The organism is Flavobacterium hankyongi (genome assembly GCF_036840915.1).
Classification (GTDB): Bacteria; Bacteroidota; Bacteroidia; order Flavobacteriales; family Flavobacteriaceae; genus Flavobacterium; species Flavobacterium hankyongi.
Window position 1 is genome coordinate 1,209,103 of record NZ_CP085725.1, and the last position, 22,278, is coordinate 1,231,380.

At 36.0% G+C, this 22,278-nt stretch carries 18 protein-coding genes; 6 read left to right on the top strand and 12 right to left on the bottom strand.

Annotation, left to right across the window (positions count from 1 at the left end; translation table 11 throughout):
* Positions 1-31: 31 nt before the first annotated feature.
* The 9 genes from LJY17_RS05610 to LJY17_RS05650 all read right to left on the bottom strand — a co-directional run bounded on the left by LJY17_RS05610 (position 32) and on the right by LJY17_RS05650 (position 8,258).
* Positions 32-1,081 (bottom strand): YncE family protein, encoded by a 1,050-nt coding sequence (locus LJY17_RS05610; RefSeq protein ID WP_264542863.1) that lies wholly within the window; start codon positions 1,079-1,081, stop codon positions 32-34.
* 18 nt (positions 1,082-1,099) lie between these two features.
* On the bottom strand, positions 1,100-1,972 hold the full coding sequence (locus tag LJY17_RS05615) for a DUF3347 domain-containing protein (RefSeq protein WP_264542864.1): 873 nt from the start codon (positions 1,970-1,972) through the stop codon (positions 1,100-1,102).
* Positions 1,973-2,161: 189 nt separating this feature from the next.
* Positions 2,162-2,533: a hypothetical protein gene (locus LJY17_RS05620; protein ID WP_264542865.1), complete on the bottom strand. Its 372-nt coding sequence runs from the start codon at positions 2,531-2,533 to the stop codon at positions 2,162-2,164.
* Positions 2,534-2,654: 121 nt separating this feature from the next.
* Positions 2,655-3,311: an ATPase gene (locus LJY17_RS05625; protein WP_264542866.1), complete on the bottom strand. Its 657-nt coding sequence runs from the start codon at positions 3,309-3,311 to the stop codon at positions 2,655-2,657.
* Positions 3,295-3,939, bottom strand: a complete 645-nt coding sequence (locus LJY17_RS05630; protein WP_264542867.1) for a transcriptional regulator — start codon at positions 3,937-3,939, stop codon at positions 3,295-3,297. The genes LJY17_RS05625 and LJY17_RS05630 overlap by 17 nt, the downstream gene beginning before the upstream one ends.
* A 396-nt stretch (positions 3,940-4,335) precedes the next feature.
* Complete coding sequence (locus tag LJY17_RS05635; protein ID WP_264542868.1) at positions 4,336-4,614, bottom strand: helix-turn-helix domain-containing protein; 279 nt, start codon at positions 4,612-4,614, stop codon at positions 4,336-4,338.
* Between the two features lie 339 nt (positions 4,615-4,953).
* On the bottom strand, positions 4,954-5,793 hold the full coding sequence (locus tag LJY17_RS05640) for an RteC domain-containing protein (RefSeq protein WP_264542869.1): 840 nt from the start codon (positions 5,791-5,793) through the stop codon (positions 4,954-4,956).
* A gap of 37 nt (positions 5,794-5,830) precedes the next feature.
* On the bottom strand, positions 5,831-6,292 hold the full coding sequence (locus LJY17_RS05645; protein ID WP_264542870.1) for a hypothetical protein: 462 nt from the start codon (positions 6,290-6,292) through the stop codon (positions 5,831-5,833).
* Between the two features lie 52 nt (positions 6,293-6,344).
* Entirely contained in the window at positions 6,345-8,258 is a 1,914-nt protein-coding gene (locus tag LJY17_RS05650) for an aminotransferase class I/II-fold pyridoxal phosphate-dependent enzyme (RefSeq protein WP_264542871.1), read from the bottom strand.
* 227 nt (positions 8,259-8,485) lie between these two features.
* Between LJY17_RS05650 and LJY17_RS05655 the strand changes: the two genes are divergently transcribed.
* The 4 genes from LJY17_RS05655 to LJY17_RS05670 all read left to right on the top strand — a co-directional run bounded on the left by LJY17_RS05655 (position 8,486) and on the right by LJY17_RS05670 (position 11,900).
* A complete protein-coding gene (locus LJY17_RS05655) occupies positions 8,486-8,869 on the top strand; it encodes a hypothetical protein (protein ID WP_264542872.1) in 384 nt (127 codons plus the stop codon).
* A gap of 62 nt (positions 8,870-8,931) precedes the next feature.
* On the top strand, positions 8,932-9,795 hold the full coding sequence (locus LJY17_RS05660; protein ID WP_264542873.1) for an AraC family transcriptional regulator: 864 nt from the start codon (positions 8,932-8,934) through the stop codon (positions 9,793-9,795).
* A gap of 250 nt (positions 9,796-10,045) precedes the next feature.
* Positions 10,046-11,533 (top strand): DoxX family protein, encoded by a 1,488-nt coding sequence (locus LJY17_RS05665; protein ID WP_264542874.1) that lies wholly within the window; start codon positions 10,046-10,048, stop codon positions 11,531-11,533.
* Between the two features lie 82 nt (positions 11,534-11,615).
* Complete coding sequence (locus LJY17_RS05670) at positions 11,616-11,900, top strand: DUF6520 family protein (RefSeq protein WP_264542875.1); 285 nt, start codon at positions 11,616-11,618, stop codon at positions 11,898-11,900.
* Between the two features lie 48 nt (positions 11,901-11,948).
* On the opposite strand, the gene LJY17_RS05675 is transcribed toward LJY17_RS05670, so the two are convergent.
* From LJY17_RS05675 to LJY17_RS05685, 3 genes are all read right to left on the bottom strand, one after another.
* A complete protein-coding gene (locus LJY17_RS05675) occupies positions 11,949-14,228 on the bottom strand; it encodes an alpha/beta hydrolase family protein (protein ID WP_264542876.1) in 2,280 nt (759 codons plus the stop codon).
* 347 nt (positions 14,229-14,575) lie between these two features.
* Entirely contained in the window at positions 14,576-15,949 is a 1,374-nt protein-coding gene (locus LJY17_RS05680; RefSeq protein WP_264542877.1) for a RagB/SusD family nutrient uptake outer membrane protein, read from the bottom strand.
* Between the two features lie 15 nt (positions 15,950-15,964).
* Positions 15,965-18,934: a SusC/RagA family TonB-linked outer membrane protein gene (locus tag LJY17_RS05685; RefSeq protein WP_264542878.1), complete on the bottom strand. Its 2,970-nt coding sequence runs from the start codon at positions 18,932-18,934 to the stop codon at positions 15,965-15,967.
* A gap of 569 nt (positions 18,935-19,503) precedes the next feature.
* On the opposite strand from LJY17_RS05685, the gene LJY17_RS05690 reads away from it, so the two are divergent.
* Both LJY17_RS05690 and LJY17_RS05695 read left to right on the top strand, forming a co-directional pair.
* Positions 19,504-19,740 (top strand): helix-turn-helix domain-containing protein, encoded by a 237-nt coding sequence (locus LJY17_RS05690; RefSeq protein ID WP_264542879.1) that lies wholly within the window; start codon positions 19,504-19,506, stop codon positions 19,738-19,740.
* 218 nt (positions 19,741-19,958) lie between these two features.
* Positions 19,959-22,277 (top strand): hypothetical protein, encoded by a 2,319-nt coding sequence (locus LJY17_RS05695; protein WP_264542880.1) that lies wholly within the window; start codon positions 19,959-19,961, stop codon positions 22,275-22,277.
* Position 22,278: the final 1 nt, after the last annotated feature.

The following is a 22,278-nucleotide window of genomic DNA, read 5'->3' on the forward strand; positions in this document are numbered from 1 at the left end:
AATATTACAATCAGGCTTAATCTAATAGCCTTTACATTTTAATAACTATTCCGTTAGGTTTTACCCCAACGTTTATCGTTTTAGTTACCGTATGACTTGTAGTATTAACAACTGACACAGTATTGGCTGCTTGATTGGTTACATAAGCCGTATTACCGTCAGTTGTAAAGGCAATTGCATGGGCTCCGGCTCCTGTATTAAATGAACTTCCATGCATCCACATACCCATACCTGCATCCCAAGTATAGTAATGTACCTTACCATTCATCGGGTCTGAAACCCATAGTTCATTTTTGATACCGTTATATGATGCTATTCCCGGCATAAATCCTAATGCAATTGTTTCTTCGACCGTATCAGTTGCCACGTCTATAACCGAAATGGTTTGCCCGTCTTCGTTATCTACATACATTTTTCCGTTACTTCCAGTCCAAGCTCCTACCGGATTATCACCTACAGTTATTGTAGCTACGACCGTTTTTGAACTTACATTGATTACAGATATACTGTCATCATCACCATTTGCCACATAAGCTTTTGTACCATCTGATGAAAATGTTAATTCGGCAGGCATCATTCCGACTGTTATTGTGTTTTTTAGTGCATAAGTAGTAGCATTATATACCAATACTTTTCCATCTATATCCATTTGCGGTACCCAAATTTCTGTGCCATCCGGTGAATAAATTGTATTGTGGTTCATAGCAGGAAGATTCATGTTTTCTATCGTTTTACCAGTCATAGCATTAATAATCAGCATTTTTCCTGTCATTCCCGATGTACTACCTGTATGACCTGCTGAGAAATCCATTCCAGGTACACCAATAGCCAAATGATCTTGGTGTGATGAAATGTGATGTGGCCACATAATCATATCTGCACCACTTCCCATTAATTCAATTGTTTGGGTAACTTCACCTGTAGATAATTTAATTACAGAAACCGAAGCATCTTCACCATTTATTACATAAGCAGCCGGATAATCAATATTTACGGCCATATCCATTTTGTCGTCATTGTCATTACAAGAAGACAGAAATAATGCTCCAACGAACGAAGCTATGATTGATAAATTTTTCATTTATAGTTTTTTTGAAGGTTATTTGATTGTTTCAACAGTCTTACCACAAGTAAGCATCATTGAACCATAATAAGGGTTTTTTACAGCATTTTCCTGACTTAACCAATTAGCGCCTTTGCCATTATTGTACATTGGGCAAAATTGGTAGTAAACTGGTTTTTCATATTTGGAAACTTTGATTAATGCATACATATCCGCTGATAATGAAACAAAATGATCTCTTTGGTGCTTTACATCTTTAGTATCGGAGATATGTTCTGCATCTTCTTTTAATTGGTTTACCACTTTCATCCATACCATATGAACATTCATGTCAAGCTTTTCCATCTTCACATTATTGATGGCCGCTAATAGGCCTTTGGAAGCTGTTGTCACAGCATTACCATCTGAAGTAATTAAGGCATCCTTTACCAAAAAGTAATTATCAATGACCAACTTTATTTGATTATCATTTTGATTTTCAATTGCTGAAACTTCATTGTGATTATTGTGCGCTGAATGGTCTTCATTGGATGCCACAGTATTAGTGGTTTCTTTTACAGGAACTTTAGCAACCCTGTCGTATTGACAACAACCATGAAGGTTATTATAAACATCATCAGGGGCTAAGAACTTATCGCTATCATATCCGGCAAGTGCAATTCTTTTAAGTATCTCGTCTTGATTTGTTTTTTTAGAATTATATGTTAAAGTTGCCATTTTGGTTTCCTGATTCCAATCTACTTTAGCTATTTTTTTGATACTTCCTGCTTTTTCGATTTTGGATTCACACATCCCGCAGTTGCCATATATCTTAACGGTTTCTGTTTTTGAATTTTTTATTTGTGCGTTGATTGTAATTGATAGCAAAACAAAAGCTGCTACCATTATTTTTTTAAATGAATTTTTCATCTTTAAATAATGTATATAATCAAAGAATCCTCTGATTAATTGATAAATAAAATTGGATAAATAAACAGTTAGGGAATAGAAATACATTTAGCTACACTAAAAAAGTGTAGAAATTTATTCATTAAACTGTTAGAAAATTATAGCTTATAGCTATGGGTTTGACACACCTATGGCTGTCAAAAAAGGGATTTAGCTTATTTTAGGTATAAGCCATAAAGAACAGAAGCCAGATGAAATATTGACTTCATTATGAAAAAAGTTTTGTTTTTTATCAATTACAACGCAAAGGTTGCTTTTGATTTCAATTTCGTTGAAAGTAATTACACTAAAATGTGCGTTGGAAGTGGACGTGCAATTTGAATTACCACATTTACCACTACATCCCTTTTCAGAGTGATTATCTTTATCGCAGCATGAATTTTTCTCAGTTTTAGTTTCTGATTTTTCTTTGCTACAGCAGGATTTTTCTTTTTTTACGTTTTCTTTACCACATGCAAATGCTTCGCTGGGCATTAAAAAAATGCCTAATACAAAGATTAAAACCAAGTGAAACTTTTTCATTTGCGCTGAATAACAAAAAAACAAATTTATACAATTTAAATCAATTTGTACTAAATAATTGTAAAAAACTCATACTGTTTTGTAATTCAAAGCCAACATTTTAATTAATTTGACAGCATAATTAACGTTTGTCCTTTGAATTTCTATCAAAACTAATCAGATTGAACATGCTTCGCATACGGGAACGTAAACGGTTTCCATAAAGATTTTCGAGCTCAGATGCCGTTAAATTAGTCGTAATGTGAGTTACTGACTTATTTTCCACGAACTGTTCGTAACGACTGATTAGTATTTCTGCCATTACATTGCAATCGTTACCGAAATGCTTGATTTGTTGTTCGGCTCCTAAATCGTCAAAACAATAACCTGTCAAACGGTTTTGATTGGTCGCTTTTTGAGTATAAAAATTTAGAGCTTCGTAACCGTGTTTTGCAAATTCAAAAGAAACTTCCCTTGCCGACTTTATTTTATAGTCATATCTAGGTGGTACAAACGGCTTTATTAAGTGTATGATTGATGTTTTTCCACAGCCAACGGGACCTGACAAAATAATTCCTTTACCAAGATCTAAACCCAACTTTAATGCATTTTCGACATCTTGGATTGCGTATATGAGTAACTTGCAAATAACCGGTTTATCCTCATCATATATTCTGAAACTTTTTCCATACGCTTCTTTACCTTGTTGCTCAAGATATCTAAAGCACTGTTCTAAATTGTACGTTCTAAAATTGTCTTTTACGACGAATGTGCTAGTAAAACTAAAGTGGTTCTGCATAATTTTTATGAATTGAGGTATGAAGATGATTTGGTTGAGGTTGCGTGTTAGTTTTGTTAAATTTTTGACTGTTCAGCATCCAATTTCTAGCTGCCGCTTTCCAGTTTTTCATCTTTGACTTTCCGCTTACCAGCCAACCGTTGCTTTGAAAATGGTTATAGTATTTTTGGGCTTCGATTTCGGGAACATTACACTCGCTGAAAAACTGCACTACATATTGCCATTGTGGCGGGATTGCATTTTCTGTTGCTTCACCTTTTTTTTCGCGCAACTTTTTTTTGGTTTTAGATTCCTCGACAGGCTCGGAAAGACTAATAGCTGACTGATTTTTGAACTCGTCTTTTTTCAAGTCATTTTTGCTTTTGTCCAAGTTTAAAATGTTTGCATTGTTTGTATTGTTTATATTGTTTATAGAAGATACCAGCGCTTGTTCAGTAGCTGTTTCACTACTTGTTTGCTGCTTGTTTACTTCCTGTTCAATAACTTGTTTATTTTTTGAATTGGTTTTTTCACTTCTTTTTACAGGTTTTAGCTCATGGGATAAATTGACCATTTGCAGCATACTTCCTTTAAACGGATTGTATGAAGGTTCGTAAATAACATATCCTTTCTCATGCAGTTCCCGCATGCATTTGTGATAGGTTGCTTTTGAACATATCTTACTAATTCTCATTACCTCATCGCGGGTGATACTTATGGGATTCTGAAACCGATTAAGGTTCCAGAACTGAAAGAGTGCGATGTATAAACTGATGTGGGTTGGGTTTAGGGAATGGTCGTCTACCACCCTATCGAAATAAGCCGTGAGGTGTTTTATATAATTCATTTTTTTTTTGAGTTGCTGAGTTTCTGAGTTTCTTAGGCTCTGGGGCACTAAGGTTCTGAGTTGCTAAGGTTTATTTTGTTTGTGAATAATGAGATTGTGATTTGAGATTACTTCGTCTGCTCAGGTGCTTCGTCATGACTCCTCGCAATGTGATAGAGATCCACCCCGCCCTGCGGGCACCCCTCCAGAGGAGGGGAATTATCTAGCTGTGTTGATTTTGTTTTGGGAGAGTAATTTTTCAATATCGTCATTGGAATAAAAGAGAGTGCCGCCTATTTTGGTATATGTAAGGCTTCCGTTGATTCTATAATTTTGGAGTGTGCCGGAAGAAATTCCGAGCAGTTTTCTAACCTCGTTTGATTTTAACCATTGTTTTGAAACTGATGTAGATTTGACCTCTAATAGCTTTTTGATATCCTCCAATAGTTCTTTCTTAAACTCTCTTAAGTCTTCGGTTGTAATAATTGTTGCTGCCATAGTGCATTTTAAATGTTAAACGATTTTGAATGACGTCATTTCTTGTTACTTGTTTTGCTTTGTTCGAACAGCACAAAATTGTTGCGTTTTATTCTTTTCTTTTCCCAATGCGTATCGTAGTTACGAGAAAATTTAACATCAAAAAGCTAAAAAATGCCTGTTTACAAGACAATTGAAATCAAACTTTTTTAATCGCATTACTTTTATCCATCAACAAAAAATCCGAATTAGTGTTTTACTGCCAATTCGGATTCCATATTCCTACTTTAAAAAATGTAATTAACTCAAAACAAACAATAAAACATTATAAACTTCGTAGTTACGATTACCTACGAAATCTCAAACACTTTCTTCTTTACTGATTTTCAGCTGCAAATTGAGCATTAATTCTTCAAGGAATTTGGTTTTACTGCTCTTCCTTTCTTTTATCTCATTGTAAGTTTTGTAAACATTGTCCAGCTTCACATTGAAGAAATCTTCGAAAGATGAGGTAATGGTATTAATATCGGCTGCTCCATGATTTAGCGCTCCACTGGAATAAAGTGCATAGATAAGCTCAATCAAGGCCGTTTTTGGAGCAGTCCAAACCAAAACCTTATGCCTTTTTTCTTCAAATATTTCAGCGTCGTTGACCTTTAGATTCTTCAGTGCTTCCCTTATGTAGTGAATGAATCGGTACATAGCTTTTACTTTAGACCAAAGCATATCCTGAGAAGTGGAAAATTCAGGAAACTGATAGTAATCGGTCATTGGAGTAAAGGGGAAGTTGTCTCTTTGATTCCTTGTAAAAAACTGATGATCCAGGTAACTATACCCTTGCTCCATATAATGCACAAAATCAGCATTTTTACAGAAAAACTTATTGACTTTTTTTAGTTCTTTTTGAAGAAATTCAATCTTATAAGAAGTACCTGCTTTGGGCGTGCGCAGCTCACACGACCTAACTTCTGTAAAATAGATGAGGTAACTCATAGGAATGGGCTTATGATTTTTAAAGAACTCGATTTCATCCGGCACATTTTCAAAATCATGCTGCTCTACCTTATCTTTTAACACCGACAGTGTTCTGTTGCATAACTGAATACCTTCGTTTGCTTTCTTTAAATGGTTATCGTTTGTTTCTAAAATGGCATTGCATTTTTGGTTGAAATCGTCAATGTGCGCTGTAATCGTTTTCATTTGCTGGGTTTGGCTAATAGTGAGCATTTTTGGTTTGTTACTTTATTTCGTTTTGTAAACTGTTTAATGCCTCGAATGAATAATTGTCTTTGGCTTGTATGTAGGCTATTTTTGGCGTTATTTCTGCCCCCAGTTTTCGTTTTTCGAAAGTGGCAGAAAAGCCAAAATCTATTTTTGAAAAACCTAAAGTATTAGTTCTCTTAATAATCTGAAACAATAACTGACGATATAAATTCAATTCCTGTACATAGCTGTAATTCATCCCAATTAGCGTTGGAACATAGGTTCTATTCAAATTTTTATACCCGAATACCACGCCAATCATTTCAGGTTCTGTCAATTCATTTGCTTTTAAGTATAGTAGTATAAATTCCCATGAAGCATAGTCATTCATTTTCTTGAAAACATTTAATGGATAGGTGAATGTGTTAATTGCAAAATTGTTCTCTTTTACGTTTGTATATAGCTTGTAAGCTTTTTCTAACTCTAAATCTGACAAGCTACTTTTAACCTGAATATCAAAGCAGAATTCAAAAGGAAAGATTTCCTTATTAAAATGTTTTCTGGAACGAGGGGGATAATTTCTTAGTAAAATCTTCAATAGTAGCCCAAGTATTATCTGTTACCGTACAAGCTTCCGGCATATCTACTTTTACAAAACCCTGATTGTGCAGCAAATCATTCCAACTGTTATTTGATTCAAAATCTCTCAATACCAGCATGTCTGCATTTATATCATGGTACACCTCCTCTACTTTTGAAAGCAACATTTTTATTGCCTTATTTTGTAAATGATGCTGATTATTGCAATAATAGTGCTGCCCTTCGGTAAAAAGTGATCCCATGCTCAATACTTTTGAAGTATGGTACAAAGGATTTGATTTTCGTTTTTCCTCCAACTGTTTTGAAATGGATTCTGGTAACAGCATATCGTCTTTCCATAGTGCACAAGTGAAGAACGTTACAAGGATTGGAGTGTTATCGGTATCTTTTACAACACAATAGTAAAAATCCCAATTATCCTGTGGATTCGGATTGTTCTTGAATGTTTCTTCTAAATAACACATTCCTTCCCAATCGAAAACGCTTTGACCTCCCAGTGCACTATTCCAAAGCTCTTTATCTATGCTATGAATTGATGTTTCAAACTGGAATTGCAACAACCCGGAATCAGTGTTTTCCTTTTTGACTTTATTAAATACTGTTTCAAGACGAAAACTTCTTTGGATTTTTTCCAAACTGTTATCGGTTTCTTCCAAAGCTTTCGGTAAATGAAATTGCAAAGCATCCGCCAGTGCTTTAATATCTTCTTTTTGATTGTGCTGCGATATCGTTATGCGAATACCTGTGTTCTTAACAGGAACGGCAGGATACAATCCCGGATTAACAAAAAAGCCTTCCTTAAAAAGCTTTTGGGTAAGATTATATGCAGTAGCCGGCATACCTGTTCCTATAAAGAAAACCGGTGAATCATTCTTAACAATTAGTGGCACATTTGAATTTTCTAATAATGAATTGAAGTAATATATTCGTTCCGTTAATTCATTTTGTAATACTGTGATTTCAGGAGATAAATGAATATCAGCTGAACGAGATGCAGCTGCGAGTGAAGCCGGTTCTAGTTGTGCGGAAAATGTTAGTGGACCTCCAAAGTTTTTTATTTGCTCTCTTAGCTTCCCGTCTGAACAAATAAGGATTGCTCCACTTGCCCCAAAAGTTTTGCTTAAAGTAGTAACGATTAAAACATTGTTTGATAATTCATTAAAAGAGTCGAATACATAGCCTGTTCCGTTTTTACCTTTCCAACTCATACCGTGAACATCATCAAAATACAAATGCAACTGAGGGTATTTCTGGGTTAGTTTTATCAATTCCGGGATTGGTGCAAAATCGCCAAACATAGAATAAACACCATCAGCCATATACCATATCTTACCGTTTCTGTTCGTTAGTTCTTTGATTTTGTCTTCCAACATGTTTAGGTTATTATGGCGAATCATTTCTACCGGAATACCTCTTAGTTTGAGCTGCTGACATGCATTTTGAACGCTCCAATGTACCTGATGATCTAAGATAACGGCATCTTCATCACGAACTACTGTTGGAATAACTGCCAAATGCCCTAGTGTACTGTTTTTAGTAATTACAGGTGTTATGCCATACATATTTTCAATTTTAGCTTCCAATTCAGCATACAATGGATTTGATATATACGTTTTGGAAAGCGGGAACTGTGTCCCGAATTTTTGAATTGCATTTATTGCTGCTTGCTTAATTCTTTCATCCTGCTCTAAACCGAGGTAACCGGTTGTTCCGAAATGAAACATTTGCTTACCTTCAATTTGCAATGTTCTGCCATTTAAGAAAGAATCTTCAGCATACAAATGGAGTACGCCTTCATTTTTAGCACCCGAAATGACACTATTTACAGTGTCGATAAAGTTGTTGTGTTTAATTTTAGCCATTTCTGTTTTGATTAGTAGTGTGTTACGTTTGGGTTATTAAGGCGCCAAAATTGTAGATAAATTTTGATGTGTTTTATAGTGATTTGTGCTTACTCCTATTTTGACAACTCATATTCCCGAATTGACAAACACAAATTTATTTTAGGGAGAATTAGCTTATTTTGTAGGTTTTTTAATCCATTAATATTTCTATTTTTGCAGAATTATACCATTTTATCTGATATATCATGAATGCAGCTCATGATTGTTACGAAAATGCACATGCACGATTTTGCATAGTGCATGGCATTCTCTATTTTGAATATAAGCCGGATACCGTTATTTCTTTAACTGTAGCCCGAAAAGTCGTGTCTGACCGGATTCAATTTCAAAACGAAATGATTTATCCTGTTTTATGCGACATAAGAGGTATAAAAGATTCGAACAAAGCCGGCAGGGATTACCTTGCTCAATTTGGTTCGGTACTCACCAAAGCTGTTGCTATTCTTGGCAATCCGCAAGTTTCCGAAACCATGAGTGATTTTTATCTGAAGGTAAATAAACCTACTATCCCCACTTCTTTTTTCACTAATGAAGAGCATGCATTGGCATTCTTGAAAACTTATTTATAATTAAATATCAGTGTTTTATGAATAGGGAAATCAACCAGAAACGGATTCACAGCATCCGGCAGATGTTGCTTGAAATGGCCAGTGGCAATTTTAGTCAGCGAATAGCACGAACCGATGAAGATGATGAATTGGAGTCTTTAACTGTGCTTATCAATATGGTGGCTGAGGAAATGCAGGAAACACTGTTTCCTAAAGGTTACATCAATACGCATCATTTACAGCAAAACCTGACCAGCTTGAGTTTTATTGTTGATGAGGACTTTATAATCCTAAGTACTATTCCCGAAGCCAACACCCTTTTAAATTATGATACCGTTTCAATCGAAGGTTTAGCGTTTTCGAAATTGTTAACGGATACCTCAGCTCAAAATTTTGAGCGATTATTGGCTACTATTTTGGTCAATGAAAAAGTTTCCACTCTTTCCCTGAATTATCTTACTTCAAACCAAACGGAAATAACGTCATTGTTCAGTAGCATCTCCAGAATCTCAAATGAAAATAAATTTATTATTCATTCTATTTTTGTTGATTCTTTAGAAAATGGAAATAACCATGAAGATTTCGATACTCCAATTCGATTACCCAAAACGAGACGAGACGACGCCCGATTAATGCAGCAAGTATATGATTATATTCTATCTAATTTAGAAAACCCGCTTCCTTCACTAAAAGAACTTTCCAAGATTTTTGGAACGAATGAACACAAACTAAAAGAAGCTTTTAAATACTTCTTTAACACCAGCATTTATCAGTTTTATAATGACGAACGATTAAAAAGAGTGCATTTACTTATTGAACAAACCAATATGCCTTTGAAGAGCATTGCTTATATGAATGGCTTTAATACGTATCCTAATTTTTCGAAAGCTTTTAAGAAGAAATATGGGTACTCGCCTACTGATTTGAAAAGGGATTGCAGTAAATAGTTTTTATTGCTTATTTCTTTGTGTGGCTTCGAGAGCCTCAGCCACCGGAGATACAATCACCGGAGATACAATCATCAGAGATACAATCACCGGATATACAATCATCAGAGAAACAGTCTTGGAAGAAATATCTATTGAATATTCTTAATTATATTTTTCTCCTTTTTAGACAAATCGTTGTCCCGAATTGAAAAGCCTTTATTAATTGTATTTCAGAATTTTACATCATTAAATCAAACGAGTTAATGTTATGAAATGGAATGCAACTTTTAAAACTATTTTACTTGAAAGTATTTGTTTACTGTATGTTGTTTTATTTGCTTACGCGGCTTTAAGTAAACTACTTGAATTTGACAACTTTCAGGCACAACTTGGGCAATCCCCTCTTTTGAGTGCTTTTACAGGAGTTATGTCTTACAGCGTACTTGGGACTGAGCTTATTATTGCACTACTGCTTTGTTTTTCTAGAACACGGTATGTTGGTTTGTTATCTGCTTTAGGGCTGATGGTCCTTTTTACTGCTTATATCGTAATTATTTTAAACTACTCGTACTTTGTACCTTGTTCTTGTGGCGGCATTTTGGAATCGCTTGGATGGAAGGAACATCTTGTTTTTAATATAGGTTTTGTGGTTTTGGCATTGATTGGTTTGCTTCTTATCACAAGTAATATTCGTAAAACTATTCTTCAGCTCTCTATTATTTTTCCCTCTTGTATTGCAATTATGGTTGGGCTTTATATAGCTTCGGAACGGACCATGCATCAGGAAAATCCCTTTATCCGTAGGTTTATCCAAGGCTCGGCATTTAAGACTGATGAAACAAAGTTGATTAATAACTCGCAATACATCGCAGGTTCTGATAATGAAACTGTTTACTTAGCCGATCATTTAGCTCCTTTGCACATTACCGCTTATGACACCACATTAAAAACCAAGAAACGATTCAAAATTGAGCTGGAACGTGACGATTTTCCTTTTCGTACTGTACAAGTTAAAGTACTGCCTCCTTATTTCTATCTCATGGATGGCACGGTTCCGGTTATCTATCGTGGATTACTCTCGGATTGGAAAGGAAAAATCCTGATGAAGCCGAATGGCTATTATTTCTCGAAAGCGGAAGTTACTACACCGACAACTGTCGTTTTCCGAGCTCAAAATATAAATAATGGGAACAATGTATTGGGAACATTTCAATTTGATGATTCTTTGAAAGTTACTTATGCTCCTAAACTTTTAGAAAAACAAGTTGACGGTTTTTTTGATACTGACGGGACTATGACATTTGACAACTTAACCAAAAAATTTATATACACTTATTATTACCGAAATCAGTTTATTGTATCTGACCCAAGTTTAAAACTTGATTATCGTGGTAAGACCATTGATACTATTAGTCATGTAAACTTTAAAACTGCCTACATAAAGGAAACCAAACAACGAAAAATGGCTTCACCACCCCTTACAGTAAATCAACTGACTGCTTTTTCAAACGGTTTGTTGTTTGTGAATTCTAAAATTGCTGGTCGCTATGAAGCTAAAGAAATGTGGCAGCAAGCTTCTATTGTGGATATTTATGACACACGGAACAATTCTTATTTATCGAGCATTTACATCTATCATGTGGGAAAAGAAAGGCTACAATCGATGTATGTTATTGGGGATAATCTATATGCCATTATTGGTTCCAACTTGCACCGATACCATCTGAATACAAATCTTATCCGTAAAAAGACTTAAAATATACCGGCCGGTAGCAGGACTGAGATCGAAAACCTGTAGAAAAGAGTAGATCAAAAAACCATATCTAAATTTTATTATTATGAAAACAATTGCAAAAGTGATTTTGCCAGTATTGGCATTCACAATGGCCAGCGCAGGTGCTATCAGTACTAATGACGCAAAAGTTAAGGAAGCTGAAAAACCTGTTCTAATTACAGGATTCATTCAAAATCCTTCTCCATCAAACTGTTTGGATGTTGCAGTAGAATGTTCTCCCATAAACACCGGACAGATCTGTATGACTAGCGAAGCTACTCCAAGACAGGTTTGGCGAAAAAACGCTGCTAACCAGTGTAGTCTGAACCTGTATAAAGTGCTTCACTAATACAGTAAAAAAAGTGCCTCCATTAAAAGAATGGAGGCACTTTTACATTTATTCTGTTCCTTTATGAATCCAATTTGCTGCCGGTTCTTTCTTTAGAAAATGGTCGAACCATTGTTGTATACGGTTAGTCAAATCTATCTGATTGTTAGCATTAACAAAGATGTGACCATCATTGGGATACCTGAGCATAATGTGCTTTTTGTTTACTCTTCTTAAGGCGATGTATAAAGTTAAGGCTTGTTCCGGTCTTACATTGTCGTCTTCTAAACCAGCCCACGTTAATAAAGGGGTATTTATTCCAGTTGCTTGCATTAATGGTGAATTATCCAGATAGCCCTGCGGATCATCAAAAAAAGATTTTCCCATACGATACTGTTGGTTTTCGTATCGCCAAGCATCTATCAAATTATCGTTACTGTTTATCGTGAAATAATGTCTTGCAACATCAGAAACGCCTGCCCCACTAACCGCAGCGGAAAACAAATTGGTTTGGGATATAATGTAATTAGTTTCGTAGGCTCCGAATGATTGTCCTTTTAACCCTATTTTACCCAGCTCTGTGTAACCCATTTCGATTACTTTATTGACGGCAACAGTTACACAATTTAAAGCGGATTTTCCCGGACTACCTTTTTGAAATTCGATATCCGGTAATAAAACAAAATATCCGTTAGCCGTAAGATTGGTAATGTTTAAGCCAATGGGATTATTGAGTGTTGGATTTACATATTGGTTTAGTTCCCGTGAGACCGTATCGTAAATCCAGACTATCATAGGGTATTTTTGACCCGGCTTGTAATTTTCCGGATAAAACAGTGCTCCGTTTAGTTGATTTCCTGAGGGCGCTTTGAAGTGTATCATTTCTGACTTGCCCCAAAAATACTTGTCGTGATGCGGATTACTTTTATATATAATCTTATGATTTACCTTATCTTTTTCTTTAAACATTAGCCTTGGCGGTACATCAAACTTTTGAGTTTCATAAACAAAAGCCTGTTCATTCTTCGACATAAACAATCTGCCTGCTGCTCCCTGTTCTGTAACTAACGAAATTATCGATTTATTTGGTCGCAACTTGTGAAAGCCATTGCTCCCATCGTAAAGATTTAATGCCGTTAGTATTTGTGTATCTTTTAGATTGATTAAAGCATCCGGAAGGCCTGAATAGTTAGTATACGATGTCGGGCTTACTTTAATACGAAACCTAGTTTTGGTTTCTTTACCTTTTGTAAGCCTATAGCTTTTCTTTCCTTGCAAATCGATTAACCAAACATCGTAATAATCGTAAAGCAGTACTGATTTGTAATCGCTTGTGAAACCTGCCAAGCCCCATACATTTTGTTCTGCTCCGGGATCTGTTTTACGGTTATCCCAATCTGACTGTAACTGTTTTGTAATATTTCTATGCTTATTCAGGTTAGTATCATAACTCCACCAATTGCCTTCTCTAAAATAAACAATATACTTTCCGTTGGGTTGCACTCTTATCATTTCCTGCTGACCTGATTGTTTTTCCAAGAGCTTTATTTTATTTCCGGTTGCCAGTTCCGTGAGGTAAAAGTCTCTGTCTGCAAAAAGTTTGTATTCGGGTTCGTACTGGATTGGATTGGCAGTTATGGCGTATTGCTGATTACCTGTTAGCATTACCCACGATTCTTCTTCTGAGGTAATTGTTTTCACCTTTCCGGTTTTAGGCCACCATACTGCCAACAATTGTGGATTACCTACAGAAGCCCGCAATTTTCTTTCAGGGTAAATCATCTTGTCGTTCGCATTCCATATTTCAACACCCTCGAAGTTTTCCTTATCAGGTTTTTCGAGTGTGCTTTGTATTCCGAAAAACACTTTGCTCCCATCGGTTGAAAGTTTTAATGCAATGTTAGAATTGGTATCTATTCTAAAGTCTTTTGGAAAACCTGAACTTGTTTCATTTAAGTTATAGCACTTGTTTTCTTTACTATTGAAATACACCACTTCGGATTGCTTATCGTTTTTAACACTTGTTCGATAAAACACCACATCTTCCCCGTTTTCCTGCCAAGTCAAAGCACTGTATATAGTATTTGTATTTTGATAAACCAATTTAATTTGTGGTTTTGCAACAAGACTGATTATAGTAACAGAAGGTATTGAACCTGTTGTTGTGAACAGGATTTTTGTTTTGGCATCATTCCAAACATACTGCCCTACTTCATCTATGGCTTGCAATAGTTTCCCTTGAAGATTCCGGATGCAAAGTCTTTTACTTTCGCTTGATATCGTTTCTTCAGTAATGAGATAATTTCCATTAGAGGTTCCCTCGTAATTGGAAACATTTGTGATGCCCATTTCTGTTCCTTTTGAAAGGTTAAGCAGTATCAGGTTGTTGTTTTTGCGGTATGCAAAAATGTTATCCTGTATGAACCTGCCGTCAAAGGCTTTGGGCAGTATATATTTTTTCTCGATTTGGGTGTTTGAGACAAAAAGGGTATCGGCGCCTGATGGGTAAGCCATAATATAACTCACCCATTGGCCGCTATCTGAAATAGCTCGGGTTTGTAATGTGCCCCATAAGTGATAGTCTTTTTCGGTAAGCGGTATTTTGGTTGCTACCTGCCCCATTACAGGGCAGGAAACAAACCCAAATATGAATACAGCCAGAACGCTGTAAACAACTTGTAAATGTGTTTTTTTCATTAGTATCCTGAGTTTTGTGTCATGTTGGGGTTTGCAAGTAATTCGGTTTCGGGAATTGGCCAGTGAGCATCTGTAGTATTCCAACCGGGTTTGTTTGGACTTAGTTCTGTGTTTAAGCGTCCTGTTCTTTTGAGGTCGAAAAAGCGGTGACCATATTCGGTAAAAAATTCTAAACGGCGTTGTGCCATGATTTCATCGAATAACGATGCTTCGGTGGTTGCTGGTGTATCTGGTAAGCCCGCAGTGTTTCGGATAAGGTTTACATCTGATTTTGCCCCAATCTCGTTTCCTTGTTTTAACCTTGCTTCTGCCCTGATTAAATACTGTTCTGCCAGACGGAAGATTACCGAATATTCTAAAGACGTTCCGGTATTAGTATTTTGCTTGTACTTGTAGGCGTGATACCAAGCATTTGTTCCGTCTGTTATTGTGTTTATCCAATGGGACTTTCGAAGGTCTGTTGGTTCGAAAGCTGTAACTAAGTTTGGATTTAACCCGACAAATGGCGGTGGACCACTTGTGAAAATAAAAACCGAAGCTTCATCTGCATTATTTCCCGAAAGTTTTGGAGCGAACTGCCAAATGGTTGCTGTGCTTTCTTTGAGGAAGATTCTATCTAAATTCGGCTCCCAAATGTAATCGGGATTATCGATAACTTCTGTTGCCATGGTTTCGGCAAGCAACCAATTTTCCTGATACAAAAATACTCTTGCCAGTAATGCTTTGGCGGTGGCTTTATTTGGGCGGACGCGCTCCGGGGTTAGATAACTCTGCGGCAAGAGTTCCATAGCCTGAAGTAAATCTGAAACTACCTGCTCATATACCTGTGCTTTTGAAATACGCGTCGCTAAACGATTTTGCTGATAATCTGTAGTGGTAATGTAAGGCACATCGTTAAAGAGATTAACCAAATAAAAATGTACCAGCGCTCTTATAAAAAGGGCTTCGCCAATAAACAGGTTTTTATCTGATTGCGAAAGTTTAACCGATTGCAGACAGCCTTCTATAACTGCATTGGCACAATAAATTTGATGGTAGCCATCATTCCAGAATTGCCTTGCGGTTGGATTGGATGCCATTAGGCTGTTGTTGAAAATATGGGATACGTTTTCGTCGGCCGTGCCGTAATATAATAACTCATCTGAGTACAACCCAAGATTTACGGAAGTCCCAAGTGAAGTTCCCGTAATTAATCCGTTATCACGGAGTTTGGCGAAGATATCCGATACGGCGGCGTTGGCTGTGTTACGGTCTTCGAAAACCACTACGCCGGTGAGTTGGTTTTTTGGTGTGTCGACTTCGACAAAATTCTCGCAAGCCGTTGTTACTACTAACACCATCAATAAACAGTATATTATAATTGATTTTCGCATGATGATTCTATTTTGTTATAAGGTTACTTTTACTCCGGTGGTGAATACCCTTAGCGGAGGCAGATAGCCTGAGAATTTGAACTCGGGATCTCCGCTGTTGTAGGATGTGAATGTTAGCAGGTTTTGCCCCTGGAAATACAACTGGCATTTTAAACTCTTTGCCTTTAAAGGAATATCATACGTTAGCGACACGTTTTTAAGCCTTACAAATGAAGCGTCCTGCAATGCGGCATCACTTAGGCCGTAACGGTAGTAGGCTGAAATAACCGCTCCGTTTGCTCCCGATGTATACGGTAATTGTTGGTTGCTTACCTCTGAAAGTTGGTTTACCGCAGTACCGGGAACGCCCGGCATGTAACCAAAACTCTCTTGTTTTACAAAATGAAACAAGAAATCCAGTTGCAGGTTTTTGTAACGGAAATTGTTTTGTACCCCTCCGAAATATTTAGGGCTTAGATTGGCGATGGTTTGCCTGTCTGCCAATGAGGTAATCTGGCCGTCGTTATTTACATCTTCAAACTCGTATAGGTTTGTTACTGGATTAAAACCTGTGTAATGGTACAATTTTACAATGTTGACCGACTGCCCTACTACATACGTATTTGCATAAGACGACGTTTCCAACCCTGGATATGACAGTAACTTGTTTCTGTTGAACGAAATATTGAAATTGGTTGACCAAGAGAAATCATTCCCGGTAACGTTTTTGGTAGCGAGTGTGAACTCTAAACCTGTGTTTTGGACTGTAGCATCGAGATTACCTTGTAGCGTTTGAAAACCTGTAGTACCCGGAAGCGGGATGCCTACCAATTGGTTTGTCGAGCGGTTATTATAATAGGCTGAGGTTAGGAAAATACGATCCTGAAAGAAACCTGTTTCCAAAGCCACTTCAAACTTTTTATTGGTTTCCCAACCGAACTCTGGATTGAATAATCGTATAGGTTGCAAACCGATTGTACCGTTGTAGGTATTTCCGGAAGACACATAAGTATCTAAAAACTGGTAATCGCCAATTTGGTCGTTACCTGTTGTACCGTAACTGGTGCGAAGTTTTCCGAAACTTAGGATGTTGTTGCCTTGCAAAAACTCTTCTTCTGAGAAAACCCAAGCGGCACCAATCGCCCCGAAGTTGGCGAACTGTTTGCCGGGACCGAAGCGGCTTGAACCATCGCGTCTGGCTGTAATATTCAGAATATAACGACTATCGTAATTGTAGTTGATACGCGCGAAAACCGCCTGATATTTATAAACCGTTTCGTCGCTTAGGTCGATGGTTTTTAGGTTTGCTGAAGCTAAGTCGTGAATTAGACTGTTACTGGAAAAACCAAAACCGGACTGAAACAAACGATTGGTGGTTTGGCTTTGAAAAGTAGTACCCAGCAATGTTTCTATTTTGGCTTTCCCGAGATTCCAATTCCAGTTGATTTGCGGTTCGGCTATCCATGATGTTCTTGATGTGATATTGTTGCTGATGCCAGAAATCTCGCTACCCAAACCATACGCAGGATTGTACATTGTGGAAGGTTGAGTGTTGCTCTCGTTACTGCGCAAATCGGTATAGCCTAAACTGGTTTTGAGTTGTAGGTTGGGTAACACGTTATAAGACAAAACCGTATTCGCATTGAAATCTTTAATCTTAGAAAGAAACTCGGATTCCAGTAATGCCAAAGGATTGTCCCAAGTACTGTTTTCCCAATTTAGGTTTCCATTGGCATCGTATAAAGCCGGAGCGTTTGGTGCCAATGTTCTTGAAACAGCCGTTAAATCTGTAGCCGGTTGGTTGTTGTTTTGCGCGGTGTAATTGGCTGAAAAGTTTAATTTGAAGCGGTTATCATCTGCTGCATGGTTCATGCTGAAATGTGCTGCGCTTTTCTTGTATTTGAAAGCTTTTGGATATACTGTAGTTTCGGATCGAGTATTACCACTTAGCAAGTACTGTGTGTTTTTAGAGCCACCGGATACCGAAGCTTGCAGGTTGTTGATTTCGGCAGTTCCTCCAATTAATTCCTCCTGCCAATCGGTATAGCAGTTTTGATCCCAAGTGCCGTTGATGTCGTAGGCATAATCGGGATAGGTTGTGATACCATCGTTTGCAAAAGCTTGAGCGCGCATTGCCAAATACTCCTGCGTGTTCATAAGGTCTAGCTTTTTAGTGATAGAAGCTACACCCTTTGACACATTGACGCTAAAAACCGTTTTACCCGACTTCCCCTTTTTTGTGGTCATGAGTACGACCCCATTTGCTCCTCTTGAACCGTAAATTGCGGTGGCATCGGCATCTTTGAGGATTTCGATACTTTCGATATCGGAAGGGTTTATACTGTTTAGCGGACTTGTCATGGTGGGCATCATCCCTGAGGTATTGATGGAACCAATGGTTTCAGACGAGTATGATACTCCATCGATAATATACAACGGTTGGTTACCGTCTGCCCGAAGACTGTTTTGCCCACGGATTTTGATTTGGAAAGTGCCGCCTGGTGCGCCGCTGTCCTGTGTTACCTCTACCCCTGCCATGCGGCCTTGCATCGTGGCCAGCACATTTGCGACCGGTTGTTTTTCAATATCTTTAGATGTCATTCTTGCGATACTACCCGTGCGTTCTTTTTCTTTTACAGAATAATAGCCCGCATTAATTTTGACTTCTTGGAGTGCGGTTGCTTCTTCTACCATTGCTACATTGATAGTATTGCGACCTTGAATTGCAATCTCCTTTTTGGCATATCCCATCATGGAAAATACCAACGTATCTTTTGTTGTGGTCTTTATGATGTAACTACCATCATAATTAGAGATTGTTTGGACGGCTGTACCTTTAACGGTTATATTGACACCGGGTAAAGAGGATAAATTATCATAAATTTTCCCTTGTACTGTGATAGCCTGTTGCCCCCAAGCAACAGACGGTAAGAGGTTTATAGCCGTGATGCAAAAAAAAGAGCAAAAAACGGACTGCCTATACCCCCTGAATGAAAAAATTTTCATAGTATTGGATTAGTTAAGTTAAACGAAAGTTTTATTAGCTTGAACCTTCTGCCTGATGCGCCAACACTGGGACAGGAGGTTTTTTTTATTTTTAAGAGAATTTACACCATAGGCACAACCATTTAATTTGACATTGTAAAACAATGCCACTACACGCTTAATGCAGCTAAGCCATAGTGGCATATAACGGCAAGGATAACCCAGCCGGTTTTATTATGATTTTGCGAGCCTGTGAAAGTGAAATTTTGCTTTGAAAAAGGAAAGTTTAACGCATAAAAAAGCGTGGAACTCAACTTAAATGCTTTTGAGGTACTGGTATACCATAGGAACAAATAAGCGAGCCCACGCCATGGCCGTGAGCTTCATACTTATCGTCTCGTTCCAATTTAAAAATTACCAGTTTTCAAAAGCGAGATTCAAAGCGAGAGCTTCAAATATTTTATTTAAAGAATCGCAAAAATATGTATTTCAAAGCAAATGTAAGAAATATTTTTAAATGTAGGTTTTTTAACCCACGATATTTTTTAAAAATGTATTGAAATTGCCAATAATCACAAGAAAATTAAATTTTGACTAAAGACGAATTTAAAATACTGTTTGGTAAAAGGTTAGAGCAACTAAGGACTCAGCAAGATTTGTCTTATCGAGCTATGGCAGAAAGATGTGATGTAGATTCAAGTGATATAAGTAAAATCGAAAAAGGAAAAGTTGATATTCAATTAAAAACCATTTTGGAGTTAGCTAAAGGTTTAAATAAACACCCAAAAGAGCTATTTGATTTTGAAATAGATTTTGAGGAAAACTAAAAAGATGCTTTTAAGCATCTTTTTTATTTATAACTAATGAGCAAAGTTGGCAATTTAGAAGAATAAATTATCAAAAACGAAGTTTTCAATATTCAAATAAAAAGAAAACTTTAAATAATATCTATATTTGAAATATTGAATGATATTTATGCTTAGGTGTCATACTACCATAATTGCATTATATGAAAATTATTATATATACATAAAAAAATAAAATCATGTCTCAATCTAATTTTTTTGTAAGTCTAATATCATCTTTAGAAGACCCAGAGTTTGATGAAGTTGCAAAACTCTACTTACAAGAAGTAGATGGAATTAAAAATATAATTAATTGCAATGGGCCATGGGATAAAGGGCTTGATATGAGACATGTTAATGTTTCTCAAATTGAAAATCAATATCAAATTACTACAATTGCTGAAAAAAAGCTTGAAGCAAAAATTATAGATGATTTAAAAAAAGCTAAGAGGAACGTTGAAGAATATAAATTACCAAATAAAGTTAAATATTTTTATTCATTACCATTATCAAATACTCAAGTTTTAAAATATAAAAAACTGGCTAAAGATACTCATGATATTATACTTGATGTAATTGAAGCAAATTCTTTAGCTGAAATAACATCTTATTACCCAAATATTGGGGACTTATTATTCAAAATTGCTGATTTTGATAGATATCGAGGTGGTGATGAATTCTTTAATAATTCACGTGTTAAATCTTTTTATGACCTAATGTCTTTTGGTAGTTCAACCGATATAAAATATAACATTGTAAAAGCTTATATTTTATATTATCTCAGTGAAAAAGAAAATGTCGAGGTTAAAGATTTATTAGAAATTATAAACAAGCACTTTACTTCACAGTTTGACTCTCATTATTTTGAAAGTTTATTGAGACGTATGAGTTCCGAAAGATTAATTGTCCATACTGACGGTGAGTTGAAATTAACGGATAGGGAGAAGATTCGAATTTCGAAGTTACTTGATGATTATGGAAAAGAAGAAGCGTTATTAAAAAAAGAATTATCAAAAGTATTAGATAAGTATAAATTGTTGGCTTCGTTAGATGAAATTATACCAAAGCTCACAGAACTATACGAAAGTAATTATTCAATTAATTTAGGAGAATTTACCAAGCGAGAATCATCATTACAAGATTTACAATCATCTACTAAAGCCTTTAATGAATTTTTAAAGAGCAAACTTAATGAGCCTTCTGAATCAGAGAATGTAGCAAAAGATTTATTAAGTATTGCTGATAAGAGTGACCTCTTATCTCGGATTGCTGCTGGGCAAGTTTATTCTGAGGTAAGTGATCCTGATCGATTACAAGATTATATTTCGCAGCACAATAATAACAAGACAATATTTCTAGACACCAACTTTTTGATTGTTGCACTATGTGTATTTTATGAATCATCTACAGAATATGACAACTATCATTTCAAAGTGGCAAAACAATTTCTAAATTTTTCAAAAAAGAACAATTTAAATCTTGTTGCGTTACGCAGTTATGCAATTGAAACTGCTAATCTTTTTAAAGATGCATTAGATATTATACCTTTCACTAAACTTGAACTTTTTGAGTCTTTAGGAGGTAGTAGTAATATTTTATATAGATTTTACAAACATCTAAAAGACTATGGAGAACTACATAGTGAAAAAGAATCTTTCGAGGATTTCTTAAAAGAATTTAAGTTTGAAATAAAAAAAGGTCAGCCAGAATATAATTATTTGGAACAAATGGAATGGCTTCTTAACTCGATGGAAATTGAAGTAGAAACTCCTGAAAAATATGATTTAAGTCGAACACGAGAAATAATAACAAATGACCTAAAAACGCATCAAAAGTACAAGCCTAATTTCGCAATTAATAATGATGCAATTATGTTATGTCGACTTGCCGATAGCGATGTTGATGTCAATCCAATTGACCCAATATTTTGTACTTGGGATATGTCTTTATTCAGAGTAAGACGAAACTATTTTAGTGAGTTTCCAAATTGTACTAAGTGGTTAATGTATACACCAACTAGATTGATGGATCATTTTTCAATGATGAATTTCCAAGTAAGAAAAGGAACATTATTTAATGAAATACTTTCGATACTTGACGTTGATTTTGGTTTTCAAGAAAAAACTCAAACCTTACTCGATGCAATGATAACAATTATTAACCCTAATGATAGTGTCGGTTTAAAATATGCAAATAAATTAGCTGAATTAAAGCAAAAAGAAATTATCCAAGTTGATGAACAACCAGATAACATCCATGATGAGTCAATTGAACTTACTCCAGTTGACATAGTATTTCAAGAATTATTTCGTAATTATATTCATGCAGGTGAAGGTGTCTTTTATTCATTTAAAGAAATATTTACTAAGCAAGAGTATTTTGATTTAACTTTCAATATTTTAAGTGAAGAAATAAGCAGCGTTAAAGAAAAAGGGATAGTTAATGATTCTTTGTTTAACAAAATAGATGCTATTATCAAAGAGATTGACACTAATCGAAATGAAATAGTTGTTAAATAAC